General features: G+C 52.0%; 16 protein-coding genes. 11 read left to right on the top strand and 5 right to left on the bottom strand.

The window, feature by feature from the left end; all coding sequences use genetic code 11:
• Nucleotides 1–58: 58 nt before the first annotated feature.
• The 4 genes from ACTHPM_RS25195 to ACTHPM_RS25180 form a co-directional block, all read right to left on the bottom strand.
• Nucleotides 59–973 (bottom strand): DUF4261 domain-containing protein, encoded by a 915-nt coding sequence (locus tag ACTHPM_RS25195; RefSeq protein WP_440397927.1) that lies wholly within the window; start codon nt 971–973, stop codon nt 59–61.
• A 65-nt stretch (nt 974–1,038) separates the two neighbouring features.
• Nucleotides 1,039–1,926, bottom strand: a complete 888-nt coding sequence (locus ACTHPM_RS25190) for a YwqG family protein (RefSeq protein ID WP_440397926.1) — start codon at nt 1,924–1,926, stop codon at nt 1,039–1,041.
• Nucleotides 1,927–2,166: 240 nt separating this feature from the next.
• Nucleotides 2,167–3,027 (bottom strand): GRP family sugar transporter, encoded by an 861-nt coding sequence (locus ACTHPM_RS25185; protein ID WP_440397925.1) that lies wholly within the window; start codon nt 3,025–3,027, stop codon nt 2,167–2,169.
• A 21-nt stretch (nt 3,028–3,048) separates the two neighbouring features.
• Entirely contained in the window at nt 3,049–4,008 is a 960-nt protein-coding gene (locus ACTHPM_RS25180) for a metallophosphoesterase family protein (RefSeq protein ID WP_440397924.1), read from the bottom strand.
• 281 nt (nt 4,009–4,289) lie between these two features.
• Between ACTHPM_RS25180 and ACTHPM_RS25175 the strand changes: the two genes are divergently transcribed.
• From ACTHPM_RS25175 to ACTHPM_RS25140, 8 genes are all read left to right on the top strand, one after another.
• Nucleotides 4,290–5,057 (top strand): DeoR/GlpR family DNA-binding transcription regulator, encoded by a 768-nt coding sequence (locus ACTHPM_RS25175; RefSeq protein ID WP_440397923.1) that lies wholly within the window; start codon nt 4,290–4,292, stop codon nt 5,055–5,057.
• 385 nt (nt 5,058–5,442) lie between these two features.
• Entirely contained in the window at nt 5,443–6,279 is an 837-nt protein-coding gene (locus ACTHPM_RS25170) for an alpha/beta fold hydrolase (protein WP_440397922.1), read from the top strand.
• A gap of 86 nt (nt 6,280–6,365) precedes the next feature.
• On the top strand, nt 6,366–6,764 hold the full coding sequence (locus ACTHPM_RS25165; RefSeq protein ID WP_440397921.1) for a general stress protein: 399 nt from the start codon (nt 6,366–6,368) through the stop codon (nt 6,762–6,764).
• A gap of 201 nt (nt 6,765–6,965) precedes the next feature.
• Nucleotides 6,966–7,487, top strand: coding sequence for a TetR/AcrR family transcriptional regulator (locus tag ACTHPM_RS25160; protein ID WP_440397920.1), 522 nt, complete (start codon nt 6,966–6,968; stop codon nt 7,485–7,487).
• A 78-nt stretch (nt 7,488–7,565) separates the two neighbouring features.
• Nucleotides 7,566–8,132, top strand: a complete 567-nt coding sequence (locus tag ACTHPM_RS25155) for an NAD(P)H-dependent oxidoreductase (RefSeq protein WP_440397919.1) — start codon at nt 7,566–7,568, stop codon at nt 8,130–8,132.
• Nucleotides 8,133–8,362: 230 nt separating this feature from the next.
• Entirely contained in the window at nt 8,363–8,650 is a 288-nt protein-coding gene (locus ACTHPM_RS25150) for a phage tail protein (protein ID WP_440397918.1), read from the top strand.
• 53 nt (nt 8,651–8,703) lie between these two features.
• Nucleotides 8,704–9,135: a MarR family winged helix-turn-helix transcriptional regulator gene (locus ACTHPM_RS25145; protein WP_440397917.1), complete on the top strand. Its 432-nt coding sequence runs from the start codon at nt 8,704–8,706 to the stop codon at nt 9,133–9,135.
• 53 nt (nt 9,136–9,188) lie between these two features.
• Nucleotides 9,189–9,740 carry an NADPH-dependent FMN reductase gene (locus ACTHPM_RS25140; RefSeq protein ID WP_440397916.1) on the top strand — a complete coding sequence of 184 codons (552 nt, stop codon included), beginning with the start codon at nt 9,189–9,191 and terminating at the stop codon, nt 9,738–9,740.
• 94 nt (nt 9,741–9,834) lie between these two features.
• Here the strand turns inward: ACTHPM_RS25140 and ACTHPM_RS25135 are convergent, their stop codons facing one another.
• Nucleotides 9,835–11,541, bottom strand: a complete 1,707-nt coding sequence (locus ACTHPM_RS25135) for a family 16 glycosylhydrolase (RefSeq protein WP_440397915.1) — start codon at nt 11,539–11,541, stop codon at nt 9,835–9,837.
• Between the two features lie 201 nt (nt 11,542–11,742).
• Between ACTHPM_RS25135 and ACTHPM_RS25130 the strand changes: the two genes are divergently transcribed.
• The 3 genes from ACTHPM_RS25130 to ACTHPM_RS25120 all read left to right on the top strand — a co-directional run bounded on the left by ACTHPM_RS25130 (nt 11,743) and on the right by ACTHPM_RS25120 (nt 15,785).
• Nucleotides 11,743–13,545: a cache domain-containing sensor histidine kinase gene (locus ACTHPM_RS25130; protein ID WP_440397914.1), complete on the top strand. Its 1,803-nt coding sequence runs from the start codon at nt 11,743–11,745 to the stop codon at nt 13,543–13,545.
• On the top strand, nt 13,529–14,293 hold the full coding sequence (locus ACTHPM_RS25125; RefSeq protein ID WP_440397913.1) for a response regulator transcription factor: 765 nt from the start codon (nt 13,529–13,531) through the stop codon (nt 14,291–14,293). The genes ACTHPM_RS25130 and ACTHPM_RS25125 overlap by 17 nt, the downstream gene beginning before the upstream one ends.
• A 208-nt stretch (nt 14,294–14,501) precedes the next feature.
• Nucleotides 14,502–15,785, top strand: coding sequence for an ABC transporter substrate-binding protein (locus ACTHPM_RS25120; protein ID WP_440397912.1), 1,284 nt, complete (start codon nt 14,502–14,504; stop codon nt 15,783–15,785).
• The last annotated feature ends 30 nt before the right edge of the window (nt 15,786–15,815 follow it).

The following is a 15,815-nucleotide window of genomic DNA, read 5'->3' as shown; positions in this document are numbered from 1 at the left end:
AGCATGCGAATTTGCGGATGTTCCGGACATCGCATTAATGAATCGGTTTATCAAAACGTCAGCCCGTGGCGTTCTGCCGGCCTGCATAGTGGTCCTCGCCGGGATTGATGTCGATCACGACGCGGTTGGGCGATGCCAAGGCGTATTGGTGCTCGCAGCGCCAGCGCATGTCTTCGGTGAACCCGATCGTTTCGCCATCGGCAATGACATCTCCCTGGTTGAACAGATAATATCCGATGTTCGTCATATTCGCTGCCAGTTCACCCGGATCGAGGTCGTAAAAATGGCATTGAACGTCCGGGATACCGAGCGCGGCTAGGCCGATCGAATCCATTAAGCCCTCGGCTCGTCCGCTGCCGGTACCCTCCACGTTATAAAAGCGGATGTTCATCGCGCCATATAAGTAGGAACCGCCCTCAATTGCCTCGAGGTATTCCCGTGGTTCCACGAGCTTATCGCTTTCCCTGAAGTAGAGCACGTCACACGGAGCCGTCTCCAGTACCGCCCTGAGCGCACCGGTGAATAGTTCGAGTCTCTCGCGGGGTTCGAGCCCCGATGCCATCATGTCGATCAGGAGCAGTGAATGGCTGCATTCCTCCAGCGTTTTGCCGGCATCCTGCCAATGCCAGGACTGCTGAACCGCCGCCGCATAATCGGAAGCCGGACGGTGTTCGCAATCCATGATGCTGGTTTGGGCGGGCATTTCCCCTTCGGCATAGGTAACCATGTAATTCAAGTGAAAGAAGTGCAGCAACTCCGAATCGTCGGCATCTTCCTGACGATCCGCCTCCCAAACGGCAAGCCCCGGCTCCTTGTCCGTCTGCGCGTCCTTCGGTGCCAGCTTGCCGGTATATTGCTCCATTTTCTCGTACAGCACCTTCCGGTCCAGGACCGGCTTTTGCCTGTATTTCAGTTCAACCGCGTACACGCGTGCAAACCCGAAGTCTTTGTCCTGCTCCAGCTGTTCATCCATCTTTAACTTCCCTCTCCTTCATTCTTCCTACAAACTGTTGTCTTAGCAGCATACAGCCGCGGGCCTTAGCTGGAGTACAGCGAGCAATAGGTCCGGTCAAAGCGACCGGCCTGCAGATCTTCTTTACGGATAAAAAATTGCAGCACGCCGGCGTCCCACCAGCAGAATCCGACATCGTCATCCGAGTCAATCTCCAGCAGCAGCAAGGTATCCTGGACTTCCTGCCGGGCTTTTTCTTCATTCCCTGCAAAATGGGCAGCAAGCTGTTCCAGCGCCCTGGACGGGTTGTATTCATACTTTTGTCCGGTCAGCATCATCAAAGCGGCTTCATATTCAGTGTCATCATGCTGGCCGGTGGGATAGCCGAACAGCAGCGCCACGTCTTCGTACGACGAATCTTGAAGCGAAAGAAGGAAATCCTCGTACTGCTCATAATCCACCGACTCCGTCTCCACCTGATCATAGTCCACATAAGCATAATTCGGAGGCTCAAGAGAGGCACGGGGCTCTAAGCGATAAGCAGAAAAGGAGCCCTCCAGCGCGGTTACTTCCGGGGACACGCGGCGCACTGCAGAAGCCAGCTGATCGGCAGGCATGAATAGGACGCGGTGCTCGATATTGTACGCTGGCTCATCGATGCCGACGAAGAAGTAGAGCATGCCGCCTTTGGGCAGCAGCGACGACTCGTCATGGAGCGACACGTCACGCAAATTCAGTTGAACCAAGAACGTCATCGGGACACCGCTCGCCGTCAGCGGCCATTCGGCACCTGGAGGAAGATCCGGATCGCCTCCGATTCGGGAGGTGCAGGATGTATCATAACGCTCCGGCCCGACTTTGGCGCACCGGATGCCTTGTTTCGTCGTATCCAGCAAATACGGTAAAGCGTGACCCAGCTCATGCTCTTGGATCAGAGATTCCAATTGTTCACGGTTTTGTTTATTCAAACTCAAGATGATCCTCCTTCGGATGGGATACAAGTATTGTATAAAATGATTCCAGGGTCTTCCATCATTCCTTTTACCCATGTACCCGACTTTAGTAGCAGGGGGAAATACGAAAAGAATGCAGCTCTATCCGTAACCTGGAAGCCAGGATGGCGAGGATGGCGAGAATTGCGATTTGGATTTGCTCAGTTCATTCATAATGCTCATGCAAAAAAAGCCCATCCCGAGATGGACTTTCTTGTAGGTTCATCCCCACATCCCGATCAGCAGGATCCCGCAGAATACCACGATGGAGGTGGTGATCCGCTTCAAGCCCTGCTGCTCCTTCAGAATGAGCACGCCCAGGAAGGTGGCGAAGACGGTGCCGATTTCCCGCAGCGGACTGATATGAGCCATCGGCGCCTGCTGCATCGCGAAGAGGAAGAGCAGGTAAGAACCGGGATTCAGAACCGCTCCCAGGAAGATCGTCGATCGGTTCTTGCGCCATTCCTGTTTCAGCTGCCGGGATTTCAGCACGAGCGGCGTCAATCCCAGGACAAAGCCGATGTTGGTCACTTCAAGGAGAGCGACAGGGGAAACCTGCCCCAAATTGAGTTTGTCCACAAACACGTAGCTGGTGGTGCACAGGCCTACGCAGAGCGCTAAAGCGAATGGTTTGAGGCTGTGCGGCTGCGCAGCCTGCGCTTGCTTCCGGCGCGTGCCGATTCCGCTGAGCAGGAAGAAGCCGCCCAGCATCAGCACGATGCCAATCCAACCGAAGGCGGAGAGCGTTTCGTTGAGAAAAAGGACGCCGATGATCGGAACCAGCAGCGTACTGGTTCCCCGCATGATCGGATAAATCTGCGATAAATCGCCCAGCTCATAGGTTTTGGAGAGCAGCCAGGAGTACAGGGCCTGAAGCGCTACCGATAACAGGAGCAGGCCGTAAGCTCCGGCGGTCAGGGGATGCTTCCACAGCTCGGCAATCAATACCGGGAGAAGAATGACGGAAGGGATCATCATGATCGACCAGAGAAACACACCTTTGTTCAGACTCCGCTTGGTAAACATGCTCCAGACCGCATGGGCCATACCGGAAGCTAGTACGAGTAGTATAGGTAAAAGCATGAATGAGGGGCTCCTTAGCTGTTAGTTTTCATCGTCTCCGGGATGATGGACAGGCTGCTCCGTCACGGCCGAGCCGTCCTCAAGCCGGAGCCAGGTGGTGAATTCCGCTTCTCCGGCCGTCAGGCGAATGACGCGCGCGCCGCGTTTGAAGCCTTCCCTGCCATAGGTGTTGTAGCCGGTTGCCCGCCCATAGCAGAGGCGGATGCCGTGCAGGCTGCCGCAGTAATCGTTGACGTGGTCATGTCCGCAGAAGGTGCCGATCACATCGCCCATCTCAAGCAGCGCCGTGAACAGTCCCGAGTTGACGGGGGCCGAGCAGACAGGCTCGTACTTGTTGCCGTAACAGGTTTCTCTGTCCCAGACTTCCTGGTATTCGGGCACGGGGATATGGAAGAAGGCGAGCGCAGGCAGCTTGCTGGCCTGGTCTGCTGGATTCAGCCGCACGGATTCGTTCGCGAGCCATTCCATCTGGTCGCGTCTTACCCAGTTGTAGTAGGGGACATGCTCGAGCGGCGAGAGATTGCCGGAATCAAGAAAATACAGATTGGCCGCCGGTTTCCCTTCCGCATCGACCAGTTCGACGGAATAGTTGCCTACACCCGTGATTTCTTGAGGTCCAGCCTCCGCCACCGTATGCGGGTGCGACATGGCGACTTCCATCAGCTCTTCGCGGGTGATATGGTTCTCTGTATCATGATTGCCGAAGACGACGGCCCAAGGAATTCCGCGTTCCTCGGTCGCTGCCACCGCATCGCGGAAAGCCTGCTCCGGGTTCTCGCAGTCGGTGTAGCCCGGCGATACGTGACCGGTGTAGATCACATCCCCCGTGAAAACGACCATATCCGGTTTCTCCGCGTCCAGCACGAGCTCCATCAGCGCGCGCGTCCGGTGATCCTCGGGCTCTCCATTTTTCCAGTGAAGATCCGTGAATTGTACGATGGTAAAAGTTCCGTCCTGCCGAAAAGATAATTGACGGCTCATCTTGTTTCCCCCTGACTCCTCAGTTATGGTTATGTTGTGGATTTGTGTTAATTTATGTTGTTTTCGTGTTGATTGTATGCTCTGTGTTTAACATTGTCAATCTTTTTTACAATGAATCGAATAGTGAATCAAAGCTGGGGATTTACGATATAAAAAGAAATGAACGATGTTCGCTTCCTGCAGTTTGACAAGGGTTACAAACAGCTTATACACTGAATAGAAACAACAACAAAACACATCCATACAAGCGTGAACGGTAAAGTAAGGAGGAATATGTTCTTATGTCCCTAACCTATGAGGAGCGGCGGCAAACCATTCTAGACCGGTTAAACACAGAGGGAAAAGTGCAGGTGCATGATCTGGCCGGCTTGTTCCATGTGTCTACGGAGACGATCCGGCGCGATCTGGACCGGCTGGAAAAGGAAGGAAGGCTGCGAAAAGTGTACGGGGGAGCGGTTCAGACCCGTTCCGGGTGGATCGAGCCCACCTTCATCAAGCGATCCCAAATGCATTCAAACGAAAAGCAGGCGATCGGCAAAGCCGCTGCCGCTTTGGTTGGGGAAGGCGAAACGGTGCTGCTGGATAACGGGACGACCACGCTGGAAATCATGCGAGAGCTGAGGGACCGGGCCGACGTCACGGTGATTACGAGCTCTTTTCCGATTCTGGCGTGTGCGCTGGACGGATTTCTCGGGAAGGTGATTTTTGCAGGCGGCGAAATGAACATGAACTTTCAAGCTGCAGCGGGAGTGATAGCTCATCAGCTGCTCGACCAGTTCAAGGTTAATAAGGCATTCATCTCGGCGGGAGGCATCTCCCTTGCGGACGGCATCACAGAGTACAACCTCGAAGAGGCACTGCTCTCGCGCAAAATGATGCAGCGAACCGAAGAGTCCATTCTGGTCGCGGATCATTCCAAATTCGGCGTTACGACGTTTGCGCAAATTGCACCCATCGAGCAAATCTCCATGATCGTAACTGATCCCGGCTGCTCACAGGAATGGATTGATGCACTGCACAGGCTGGACGTGGAAGTACTCATCGGCTGAGGAGACTGTTGATCGATAAGTCCACTGGAAAATGTTTGAAACCAGCGGAAGTTTATGCTAGGATAAAAGCAACTTATTACGAACGGAGGGTTACGTATGTTGATTTTTTTTCCGGTTTCTCTTTAAGCGTATCATTATATGCTTGGAGTCTGCGCTTTTTGGCGCAGTCATCGGAAAAGAATCGACATATGGCAGCCGTATAGCGTGTTATTAGCCATCCGTAAGCGGAGAGACTGGCTTTTATTTTCCTACGGATTTGTCATCCTTGTGGACTGTTGTCCGTTCTTTTTTTCATATCCGATGACTGCGAGACATGGGCGATTCCAGCCTGTGTTTTTTTGTTGCCTTTTGCAAGATCATTTTAGGATATGGAGGAGAAATAACGATGAGTGAACGCATGTTGCACATGAATAATATTGAGATTTGTACGGAAGGCTTTGGAAACCCGGAGCATCCGGCTGTGCTGCTCCTGATGGGAGCGACGGCATCGATGATTTGGTGGGAGGATGAGTTCTGCAGGCAATTGGCGGCGACGGGGCGATATGTCATTCGGTATGATCATCGCGACACGGGCCGGTCAATCACGAATGCACCGGGTCAGCCCGATTACACGTTCGAAGACCTGACGGATGACGCGATTCGGGTTCTGGACGGTTACGGCATCGGCCAGGCACATATCGCAGGCATGTCCATGGGCGGGATGCTCACGCAAATGATCGCTCTCCGGCATCCGGAACGGGTGAAGAGCATCACGCTGATCGCATCATCCAACTTTGCACCGGAGCTCCCTCCGTCTGAGGAGAAGGTGGACCGCTTTTTTGCAAACGCTGGAAATGTCGACTGGACGAATGAGTCGGAGGTCGTGGAATTTACGGTCAGGAAGTGGGAGGTGCTCAAAGGCTCCAAGCACCCATCTGATGAGCATGCTATTCGTCATTTGGCGGAGACCGAATATAGAAGGGCCATCGATCCGGCTAGCATGATGAATCATGCGCTCATATCGGGAGGCGAATCGTACCTGACGAGGACGCATGAGATCCTCGTGCCTGCGCTGATCATTCACGGGACGGAGGATCCGATCACTCCTTACGAGCATGGGGTGCATCTGGCAGAGGTCCTACCCAATTCAAGGCTTTTGACGCTGGAGGGAGCTGGTCATGAACTGCATGCCGACGACTGGCCAAATATCATTCAAGCCATCAACGCTCATACGTCTTCATAAAACAGGTCAAAGGTTCAATTTCCTCTCTGGCGGTTATTAACGTTGTAGCAGACGCTGCAGATTTTAACCTAAAAGGAGGAACCATCATGGAAACCAATGTAACGACGACCCAAGTTCAAACCGTGAGGACTGCCGGCGAAGTCCAGGCTCAGGTGGACAAATTCGTTGCCGAGGGGTACAGCACGGACCGGATTTATGTACTTGCGCATGACAAGGACAGAACGGACCGCGTTGCGAGCCAAACCGGCACCGAGCAAATCGGCATGGACGAAGAGGGCATGGGAACAGCGATCGCGAACATCTTTCGTTCCCGCGGGGATGAGCTTCGGGCGAAAATGAGATCCATGGGGATTTCCGACAATGATGCTGAACGTCTGGAAGAGGATATGGACCGCGACCGGATCGTTGTCATCGCCTGGGGCGGCAAAGAGTACGACAACGACGATTTTGACCCGACAATTACGTACTTCCCATATATGATGTAATTTACGCAAGCAGCGATAGAAGCGGTGAAAGAGCCTGCCTCAGTTATCTGGGGCAGGCTTTTTTTGTGTAAAGAACACGAAGCGGCGCGTTCGAAATAGAAGAGATTTTAAAAAAATGACTTGCACGAAGGGGAAATATGGAATACACTATGAGCAGGTTAGTGATTGATCAATCAATATTGGAAAGAGATGAAACAAGATATGGCAAAAGGAAACTCGGCATCCGCTAATCGTCGTACAGATATCGTCTCCGCGGCGATCGAGGTTTTTGCTGAAATCGGTTATTACCGTGCCACCACAGCTCAAGTCGCGGAGCGTGCTTCCATTTCGCAGCCCTACGTTTACCGTTTTTTTACGAAGGAATCCTTGCTGGTCGAAGCGCTCGAAGTATCATGGCAGCGTATCATGGAGGCGTTTCAGCGGGTTATTCAGACAACGGCATCCGAGCAGTTGGAGCATGGGCTGATCCGGGCTTATGAGGAAATCATGGAGTCTCACCGAAGCGAGATTCTGCTTCAGATGCAGGCACAAACGATTCGGGATACGCCGATCCGTGACGCCATGCAGGCTGGTATGAGTCAGGTGAAAGAACTGGTGGAGAGAGCTTTTGAGCAGGCGGGTCTGCCGGATGCACAGGAGAAAACATCAGATTTCCTGGCCAGGGGCATGCTGTGCAACATATCGATGGCCTTGGATATGCCAGGCTTGCTGGTAAAGAGATAGATATTTTTTTTACACTATTGTAATTGATCAATCACTCACAAAAAAATGAAGAAGCGCAAATTGAGAGGAGCCTATTCCATGAACCATTTAATCATTTATGCCCACCCGAGAAAAGAAAGTTTCAACCACGCCATACTGGAAACAGCGGTCCAAGGCCTGAAGCAAAAGGGACACGATGTTATCGTGCGCGACCTGTACGCCATGAAATTCCAACCCGTCATAAGCAGCAGCGAAGTGCTTGGGGGCGTGGGTGAGGATGTGGAGCAGGAACAGAAACATTTGATGTGGGCGGACGTCATCACTTTTATTTATCCGATCTGGTGGACCGGACTTCCTGCAATAATGAAAGGATATATCGACCGGGTATTCTCTTACGGCTTTGCGTACCGATACGTGAATGGCGTGCAGATGGGACTCTTGAAAGGGAAAAAGACAGTCATTATCAACACGCAGGGTAAATCGCACGCCCAGTATGCGGCAAGCGGCATGGATCAGGCACTGCGTCTGACCTCGGACAAAGGGATATTCGAATACTGCGGGCTGGAGGTCATGTACCATCTTTTCCTTGAATCCGTACCTGAATCTGATGACGATACAAGGGCTGCATGGCTGGCGCAAATCGAGGAGATGGCAAGCAAAGCGTAAGACATAAGCTATTTTGCCTTTTTGTAATTGATTAATCAATAGCAAGCGATTTCAAGGTCATCAAGCCGATTCATCCAAATCGAAATATATCCATCCTCTTACCCTAGTGTGAGAGGATTTTTGCATGTTCAGAATTTGTTCAGAAGGGGCATGTATAATCGGAATCATGGGTTCAGACGGAATAACGGCGTTTTTATATCATTTTTTATACGGAACTGAGGGATGCTGTAATGAACAAGCCGTATGTGGGAGAAATTCGCAGATTTGCCGGCGAATCGGCTCCGTCCGGGTGGGTATTTTGCGATGGGCAGGAGCTTCAGGTGGAAGAATATCAGGATTTGTATGAAGTCATCGGGGTGGCTTACGGCGGTGATGGCGTGAGCACATTCAAAATTCCGAAGCTTCGTCATGGGCAGGCCCGTAAGAAGGCTGAAGCCTCTAAAACGGAGCATTTTATCATGGCAACCGAGGGGCAGGAGCCGGACTGGTTCGGAATGAAATTGACAAAGCAGTTATAGAAAGCGATAATTGACCAGTCAACTGTTGTTATATCAACTAACGAGGTGGTACGGTGGGATCTAAAGTATTCGACAACATCGGGGTCCTGATTCATAACGTTGATTTGGAGATCACGCAGTATTTGAAACGACAGCTGGCTCCTTATCGACTGGCCCCTGAACAGCATCTGATTCTGGCTCTGCTGATGGAAGGGGAAGGGATATCGCAGAATACCATTGCCGAGCAGCTGGGGAAGGATAAATCCAGCATCACCCGAATGATCGTAAGCCTCGAAGGCAAAGGATACATACGAAGGAAGGGATCCCCGTACGACCGGCGTTCTGTTGAAGTGTACCTGACCGACAAGGGCAAAGAGCTCAAAGACGTTGTGAACACCATCAGCAAGACAACTCGGGAGCTGTTAAACAACGGGTTGACGGAAGAGGAAACCTCAGAGCTGATCAGGCTGCTTGGCAAAGTGCGTGAAAACGTGCGTCAGGTATAGCGGCTCTGTCCTGCAAGCATACTAAAGAACACATCTATTGGAGGAATGACAAAATGAAGGTAGTCGCACTCGTGGGAAGTATCCGCAAAGACTCTTACAACGCAAAGCTTGCCGGATACGTGAAAAACAAATACAAGGAGCAAATGGATATTGAGATTTTGAACCTCCGCGATGTTCCCTTTTATGATCAGGATATCGAGAACGATCCTCCCGCCTCCGTGCAGGAGCTGCGCCAGAAGGTTGCTGCAGCTGACGCTGTACTATGGGTAACGCCGGAGTACAACTATTCCATTCCCGGCGTTCTTAAGAACGTTATCGACTGGTTGTCCCGGGGCGACCGCGTGATGGTTGGCAAGCCTTCCATCATCATGGGTGCTTCCATGGGCCTCATGGGTACTGTACGTGCCCAGCAGCATTTGCGCGATATTCTGTTCTCCCCGGGCATCAACTCGCCGCTGCTCCCAGGCAATGAAGTATATGTCGGAATCGTGCATGAGAAAATGGATGAGAACGGCAATATCAAGGACGAGGCGACCGTGCTGTTCCTGGATTCCGTCATCAACAATTTTGTGAAATGGTACAATCAGCAACCATCGGCTAAATAGTTTCATCCTGTTTTGCTCTATTCCAGCAAAGCGGAATACGTATGCAACAGCCGCCCCCGTTGGGGGCGGCTGTTTGATATATCAGGGATGCGGGTCAGTAAACCTCAAGTTCATTGACCGCGAAGTGGCTCCACTGCAAATTCGCCTGCTTAACGATCAGGCGAAGTCCTTTTTTCCCGCTCGCTTCAGGGAAGCTTACGATCTTTGTTTCGGCAGCATGATTATTGGAGTTCCAGGTCAAGGGACCCGAAGACGCAATGGTCGTCCAGCCGGTCGCTCCGTCATCGGAAACCTGGATATCGAAGCTGGTAATTCCCTGACCTTGCCCATAAGTCGAACGGAGCGCCACCTGCTTGAGGGTTTGGTAAGTGCTCCATTTGAACGTCAAGTTTTGCGGAAAGCCGGGATTATTTGTGCTTTGATACGTAGTGCGCAGATTCGCATCGGCAAGATTGGCTGCCGGATAGCTGTTATTTTGCGACGAAGCGGTTACGGCAGCAGTTCGCGCTTTGTTCACTTCACCAATTGTGAAAAAGTCGATATCCGGCGCATAGGCCGTGTCGTTAAAGAAGCGAATCGTGTTTAGTCCGTTATTCAGGCCAACCTCTGCTGTAATGGTCCCCCGGCTGCTCCAGGAGCCGCTGTTCAGTCCGGATAACAGGATTGGCGTGTCGTTATTGACCTGAACATACAGGTCACGGTTTTCTCCGGAGACATAGCCGATTTGAATCGGATACCGTCCAGCCGCTGGTGCGTAAATATCCTTGAATTCAGCCGTATTTCCCGCACCCCCGCCGATGAATCCGGCGACTCGCTGATTGGATGCCGAAGCCAAACCGTTCACTTTTGCCGCCCCGTATAAATAAGCATCCTCACCTTCGCGATAGACGGAAAACAACGGGTTATCCGGCGACTTTTGATAAGCCCGGAAATAATCGATTTCGAATTTCTTAGGGTACGGCACGTTCGGGTCGAAAGCGCCCGTCCAGCCGCCGTTTCGTTTCTCATATAAGCCAAGCAGCGTCATCATCGGATAGTTCGGGCTCTGGTTCATCGTTTTGACCAGCTGATTGTCCACATAAAATTTCATGTTCGTTTCATCCCATTCAAATCCGTATACATGGAAATCCTGGGACAGATCTGCGCCCGCGGCGACAGTATGGCTGGAGGAGGACAGCGAGGAGTCGTTCCACGGATGCAGATTGATCAGATCGGAAGAAGGGTTCTTCCCGAGAATTTCAAAAATATCCATTTCCGCATTCATGGTGTTGTCTCCGGTGGCTTGGTTCTGATCCTGCTGGAAACCGATCATCCACCAAGCCGAATGGATTCCGGAACCTTTTTGCACTTTGGCGCGAATTTCAAAATACCCGTATTTTTGCAGGAAGTTCTGGACGGTCTCCTCATGATGGTTGACGGCGCTGTAATTGGTCCAGCGATGAAGCCAGTCCTTTTCGCCGGTTTGAATGCCTGAAATTACGGTTCCCGCATCCTTTACCGGATCCCACGGCTGCATTTCGGGCGTGATTTTCAGAACCAGGCTGCCGTTTTGAAGCGCATAGTTTGCCTTGGTGAGTTCCCGGGTAGACCAATGGGGCAGATAGTAGGGAAACCAGAGTTGCTGATTCAAATCCGCACCATTAAATTCGTCGTCAGCGGTAAGAATCCATCCTGGTTTCGCGACAGGGTTTGCAGGGAAGTCGGCCGCACTCGCGGACGGGGCCCCTGCAGCGTCCAGAATCCACACACAGCCGGCGGCCAAGGCAGCTCCCAGAAGTGGTTTAAGCCATTTAGTTCTCATCATCTTCCTCCTCCATCTGACACAAGAATAAGTTATCGAAGTCTAATATAAAGCGCTTCCAAAACGGCGGGAAGAAACAATACTACGAAATATCCTCCGATACTACGTATCGGTTATAAAAGTGATTGGTTTAACTGTGCTTCCCCGTTACAATAGATGGCAGGAATGGCATCCGCCAGAGGCAAGCAGGAGTGGAACCTTATGAAGAAATCAATCCTATTTTCCGGACCAACGTCCATCCGCAGAAAAATTACGCTGTACTTCTCTCTGATTTTTATCTTTCTCATCGGCCTGCTGGGCTATATCACCTATCATATGTTCAGCACGACGCTGACCTCCGAAGTGATCAGCTATACGTCCAAAATCGTGACAGAGGCCAGGCTGAACGTGGATTCTTATTTCAACCAAATCAAGACGCTCGTGCAGATTACGGCGGGACAGTCGGTCATACAGGATGCTGTAAGCGGTTACGAAAAAGAAGACGATCAGCAAAGACTGCTTCACCGCCGTCAGATTGAAGACCGGATGAAGGACATTCTGCGCTACAATCCCAGCATCAAGGACGTGGCCGTGATACATCCTTCCGGCGGCGTATACGAATATTCCGGCAGCACGATCAAAAACGATTATCCCTTTTACAGCCAAAGCTGGTTTCCAAAGTTTCAAAACGAATATTTCTTTCGGGTCCATTTCATTGGTATTCACCCGCAGGACTACTACTTTAACCCGCCGGAGGCATCGGAAAAGGTCATCTCGGCCGTCGCCCCGGTGTTCGACTTCTGGAATCCGTCCCGGAAGGACGGCACCAGCGTCATGTTCAACCTGCAGCTGGAGGAGATTCAGGAATTAACGAAGGAAAGCAAGCTGGAGCAAAACGGCTTTTTCCTGATCATGGACGATGCCAACGAGTTTGTCTTCAAGCCGTCGGAGGGCAGCGTCAGTTCACGGCTGCAGTCGGAAATCACCGGGCGCATGGACAAGGAAGAGGGCCGGTTTCAGGTGGGAAAAGGAAAGGATACTTTGCTGGGTGTGTATACAACCTCCAAGGTGACGGGCTGGAAAATCATAGCCATAATTCCCATGCAGGAGATTCTGGCCCATAACGATAACATCAATAGGCTGGTATTGGCGCTGCTTGCGGCAGCCATGTTATGCGTCATCATCATCTCGGTGTTTGTGTCATCAAGAATTACGCGCCCCATCACAGGGCTTATGCGGAAGATGAGCGATGTGCAGCAGGGAAATTTCGATTTGGACCTGTATGACGACAGCTCGGTCGAGATGCAGAAGCTGACCACGCGCATCATGCGCATGATCAAACGGATCAACCAGCTGAATTATGATGTCTTTTCTTATGCCATCAAAACCAAGGAAGCTGAAATTTCAGCACTGCAGTCCCAGATCAACCCTCATTTTCTGTACAATACGCTGCAATCCATCAAGTCTCTGGCAATCTGCGAGCGCAGCGAGGACGTCAGCCAGATGGTTACGCTGCTAGGCGACGTCATGCGGTATTCCATCGTTCATCCGAACGAAATGGTGGTGCTGCATAAAGAGCTGGAGCATATCAAGTCGTACCTTCAGATTCAGGATTACCGTTACCCGGACAAGGTGCAGTATACGTTTGACTGCGAGGAACGGGTTTTGCATATGAAAACGCCGAAGCTGCTGCTTCAGCCCATTGTCGAGAATGCGGTCCTTCATGGATTCAGCGGCAGCCGCAAGGGAATGATTCGGATTAGCGCCCATGCCATTCCGGCAGGAGTCGAAATTGTGATCGAGGATTCGGGGCGGGGAATGACGGAAGAGAAGCTGGCGGAACTGCGCGGCTTGCTTCAGCAGGAGGAAGCGGCAGGAACGGAACATATCGGAGTCAAAAATGTCCATGACCGCATTCGCTATAAATTCGGGGATGCTTATGGCCTTCGCATCGACTCCGAGATTCATAGAGGCACGAAAGTAACCCTACGACTTCCGGAGATGGGAGATGAACGACATGCTTGAGCTTGTCATGGCGGATGACGAAATACTGACGCTGCAGATGCTGGAGAAAATCGTGGATTGGGAGCAATACGGCATTGCGATAGCCGGCACCGCTTCGGATGGCAGGCTTGCGCTGGAATTGATTCGGGAGCGGCGGCCGCAGCTCCTGATCACCGACATTTGCATGCCGGAGCTGGACGGTCTGGAGCTGATCGAAGCCGTGCGAAGCGAGATGCCGTCGCTGAAAATCATTCTGCTCAGCGCGCATGGCGAATTCGAATATGCCCAGCGCGCCATTGAGTGCGGCGTGTTTGGATACCTGCTGAAGCCGCTTGATGACGAAAAGCTGCGGACACTGGTCGGACGAGCCGTGGAGCAAATCCGGAATGAGAATGCCAAGGAGCCGCGCCAAGAGGTGAAGCTCAGCGGGGAGCAGTCGGAAAACTATCATGTGCAGAAAGTGAAGCATATTATCGAAAGAAATTATAACCGAAATTTGACCATGGAAGACATCTGCTGTGAAACCGGCGTAAGCAAGAACTATCTTTCGAATCTTTTCAAGAAGGAAACGGGCGTGAATATTTGGGATTATGTGACGCATGTCCGGATGGAAACGGCGAAGCGGCTGCTTCGGACGACGGCGATGCGAAATTATGAAATCGCTTATGAGGTCGGATACGAAAATCCGAGCTATTTTACGAAGGTATTCAAAAAGAGTACGGGCATGATGCCGCAGGAGTACCGCGATTTAAAAATCGAAGCCGGTTAGGCATAAGACCGCGAGCAGCGCGGTCTTTTTTGATGCGATCGATGCAATAGAAGCAAAGCGGTTCCCCTGCAGGATGCCTCGAAAAAGAGTGCGTAGTATTGTTGCAGAAAACGTAGTTTGAACTCTTCAGGCTGGAGGGCGCGCCGGAGTACGATAGATTTGTAAGCGATATCGTAAACGACCATTGCTGGATTGTAGGAGGGGTATCATGAAAAAAGTAATCACTGTGCTCGCTAGCTTGCTGATGCTTTCATCGCTCGTGCTGGCGGGATGCGGCAAGACGGATGAGACGGGCTCTAAGGAAAGTGCATCGGGAGCGGGTCAATCAGAGAAGAAGGTCAAAATTCGCATTATGGGCTACAACAAAGAAGAAACACGGAAATCCTATCTGGATTACTTGAAGGAAAAGCTGCCGAACGTGGATATCGAATTCCAGTTCGTCGACTTGAAGTCCTTTGAGAATATGCTGCGGACACAGCTGGCGGCAGGAGAAGGTCCAGACATTTTCGAAACGAGCGGCAGCGGAGCCGTATACGCGAATGCAGGTTACGTCGAGGATTTGACGGACGCTTCATTTACCGGCAAATACAATGATACGGGTCTGATGCGCTACCAGGGCAAGGTGTACACCATTCCGCTGCAATCGTGGTTTGAGGGCATCTGGTACAACAAAGACATATTCGAGAAGCAGGGGCTGACGCCTCCGAAAACCTGGGATGAGTGGATGGCCATTCATGACAAGCTCCGGCAGGCCGGCATCAAGCCGCAGGCGATGGGCGCGAAATCCTGGGAGCCGATGATGAAGCAGTCGATGGGCATGCTGCTGAATGAATTTTATGCCAAGGCCGAGAACAAGGATTTCGATACGGCCTTCTCGGAAGGGACCAAGGCGGTGAGCGGCAGCTGGAACGACGCCGTAACCAAATGGACCGAGACCATTCAGAAAGGCAACCTTACGAAAGATATGCTCGGCATTGATTATGATCAGGCGCAGGATGAATTTGCGACCGGTAAAGCGGCGATGTGGGAGTCGGGTCCATGGGCGGCCGAAGCATTAAAGCAGAAAAATCCGGATCTGAACATGGGCATGTTCCCGATTCCAGGCCTTGCGGAAGGCAGCGGCTGGCTGATCGGCGGACCGGGAAGCGCCTTCGCAGTCAACAAGCAGTCCAAGCATAAGGATGTAGTGATGCAGATTCTGGAGCTGACGGCGACGCCGGAAGCGCAGGAGGCTTTGATCAAGGACAATTTCGGCAGCTCCTTCCTGAAAGGTGTCGATGTACAGCTGCCGCCGGAGTATGCGGATTCCGCTGAAGCCTTCAAGGAAGGGCATGTCTATGCGCCTTGGATTACCTGGCCGTTCGGAGCTATCGCCGAGGACTACGGCAAAGCGCTGCAGGAAGTGCTGACCGGAGCGAAAACGGTAGATGACGCCTTGAAGGTGCTGGATGATAAAGCAGAGCAGCAGCGTAAGTCTCTGAAGGGCAACTAAACCGGTGAAGCGGGGGATATCTCGGGAAAT

The organism is Paenibacillus sp. SAFN-054 (genome assembly GCF_051966755.1).
Taxonomy (GTDB): Bacteria; Bacillota; Bacilli; order Paenibacillales; family Paenibacillaceae; genus Paenibacillus_AQ.
Note: the sequence above shows the minus strand (reverse complement) of the source record. Positions and strands in the feature narration are given on the sequence as shown.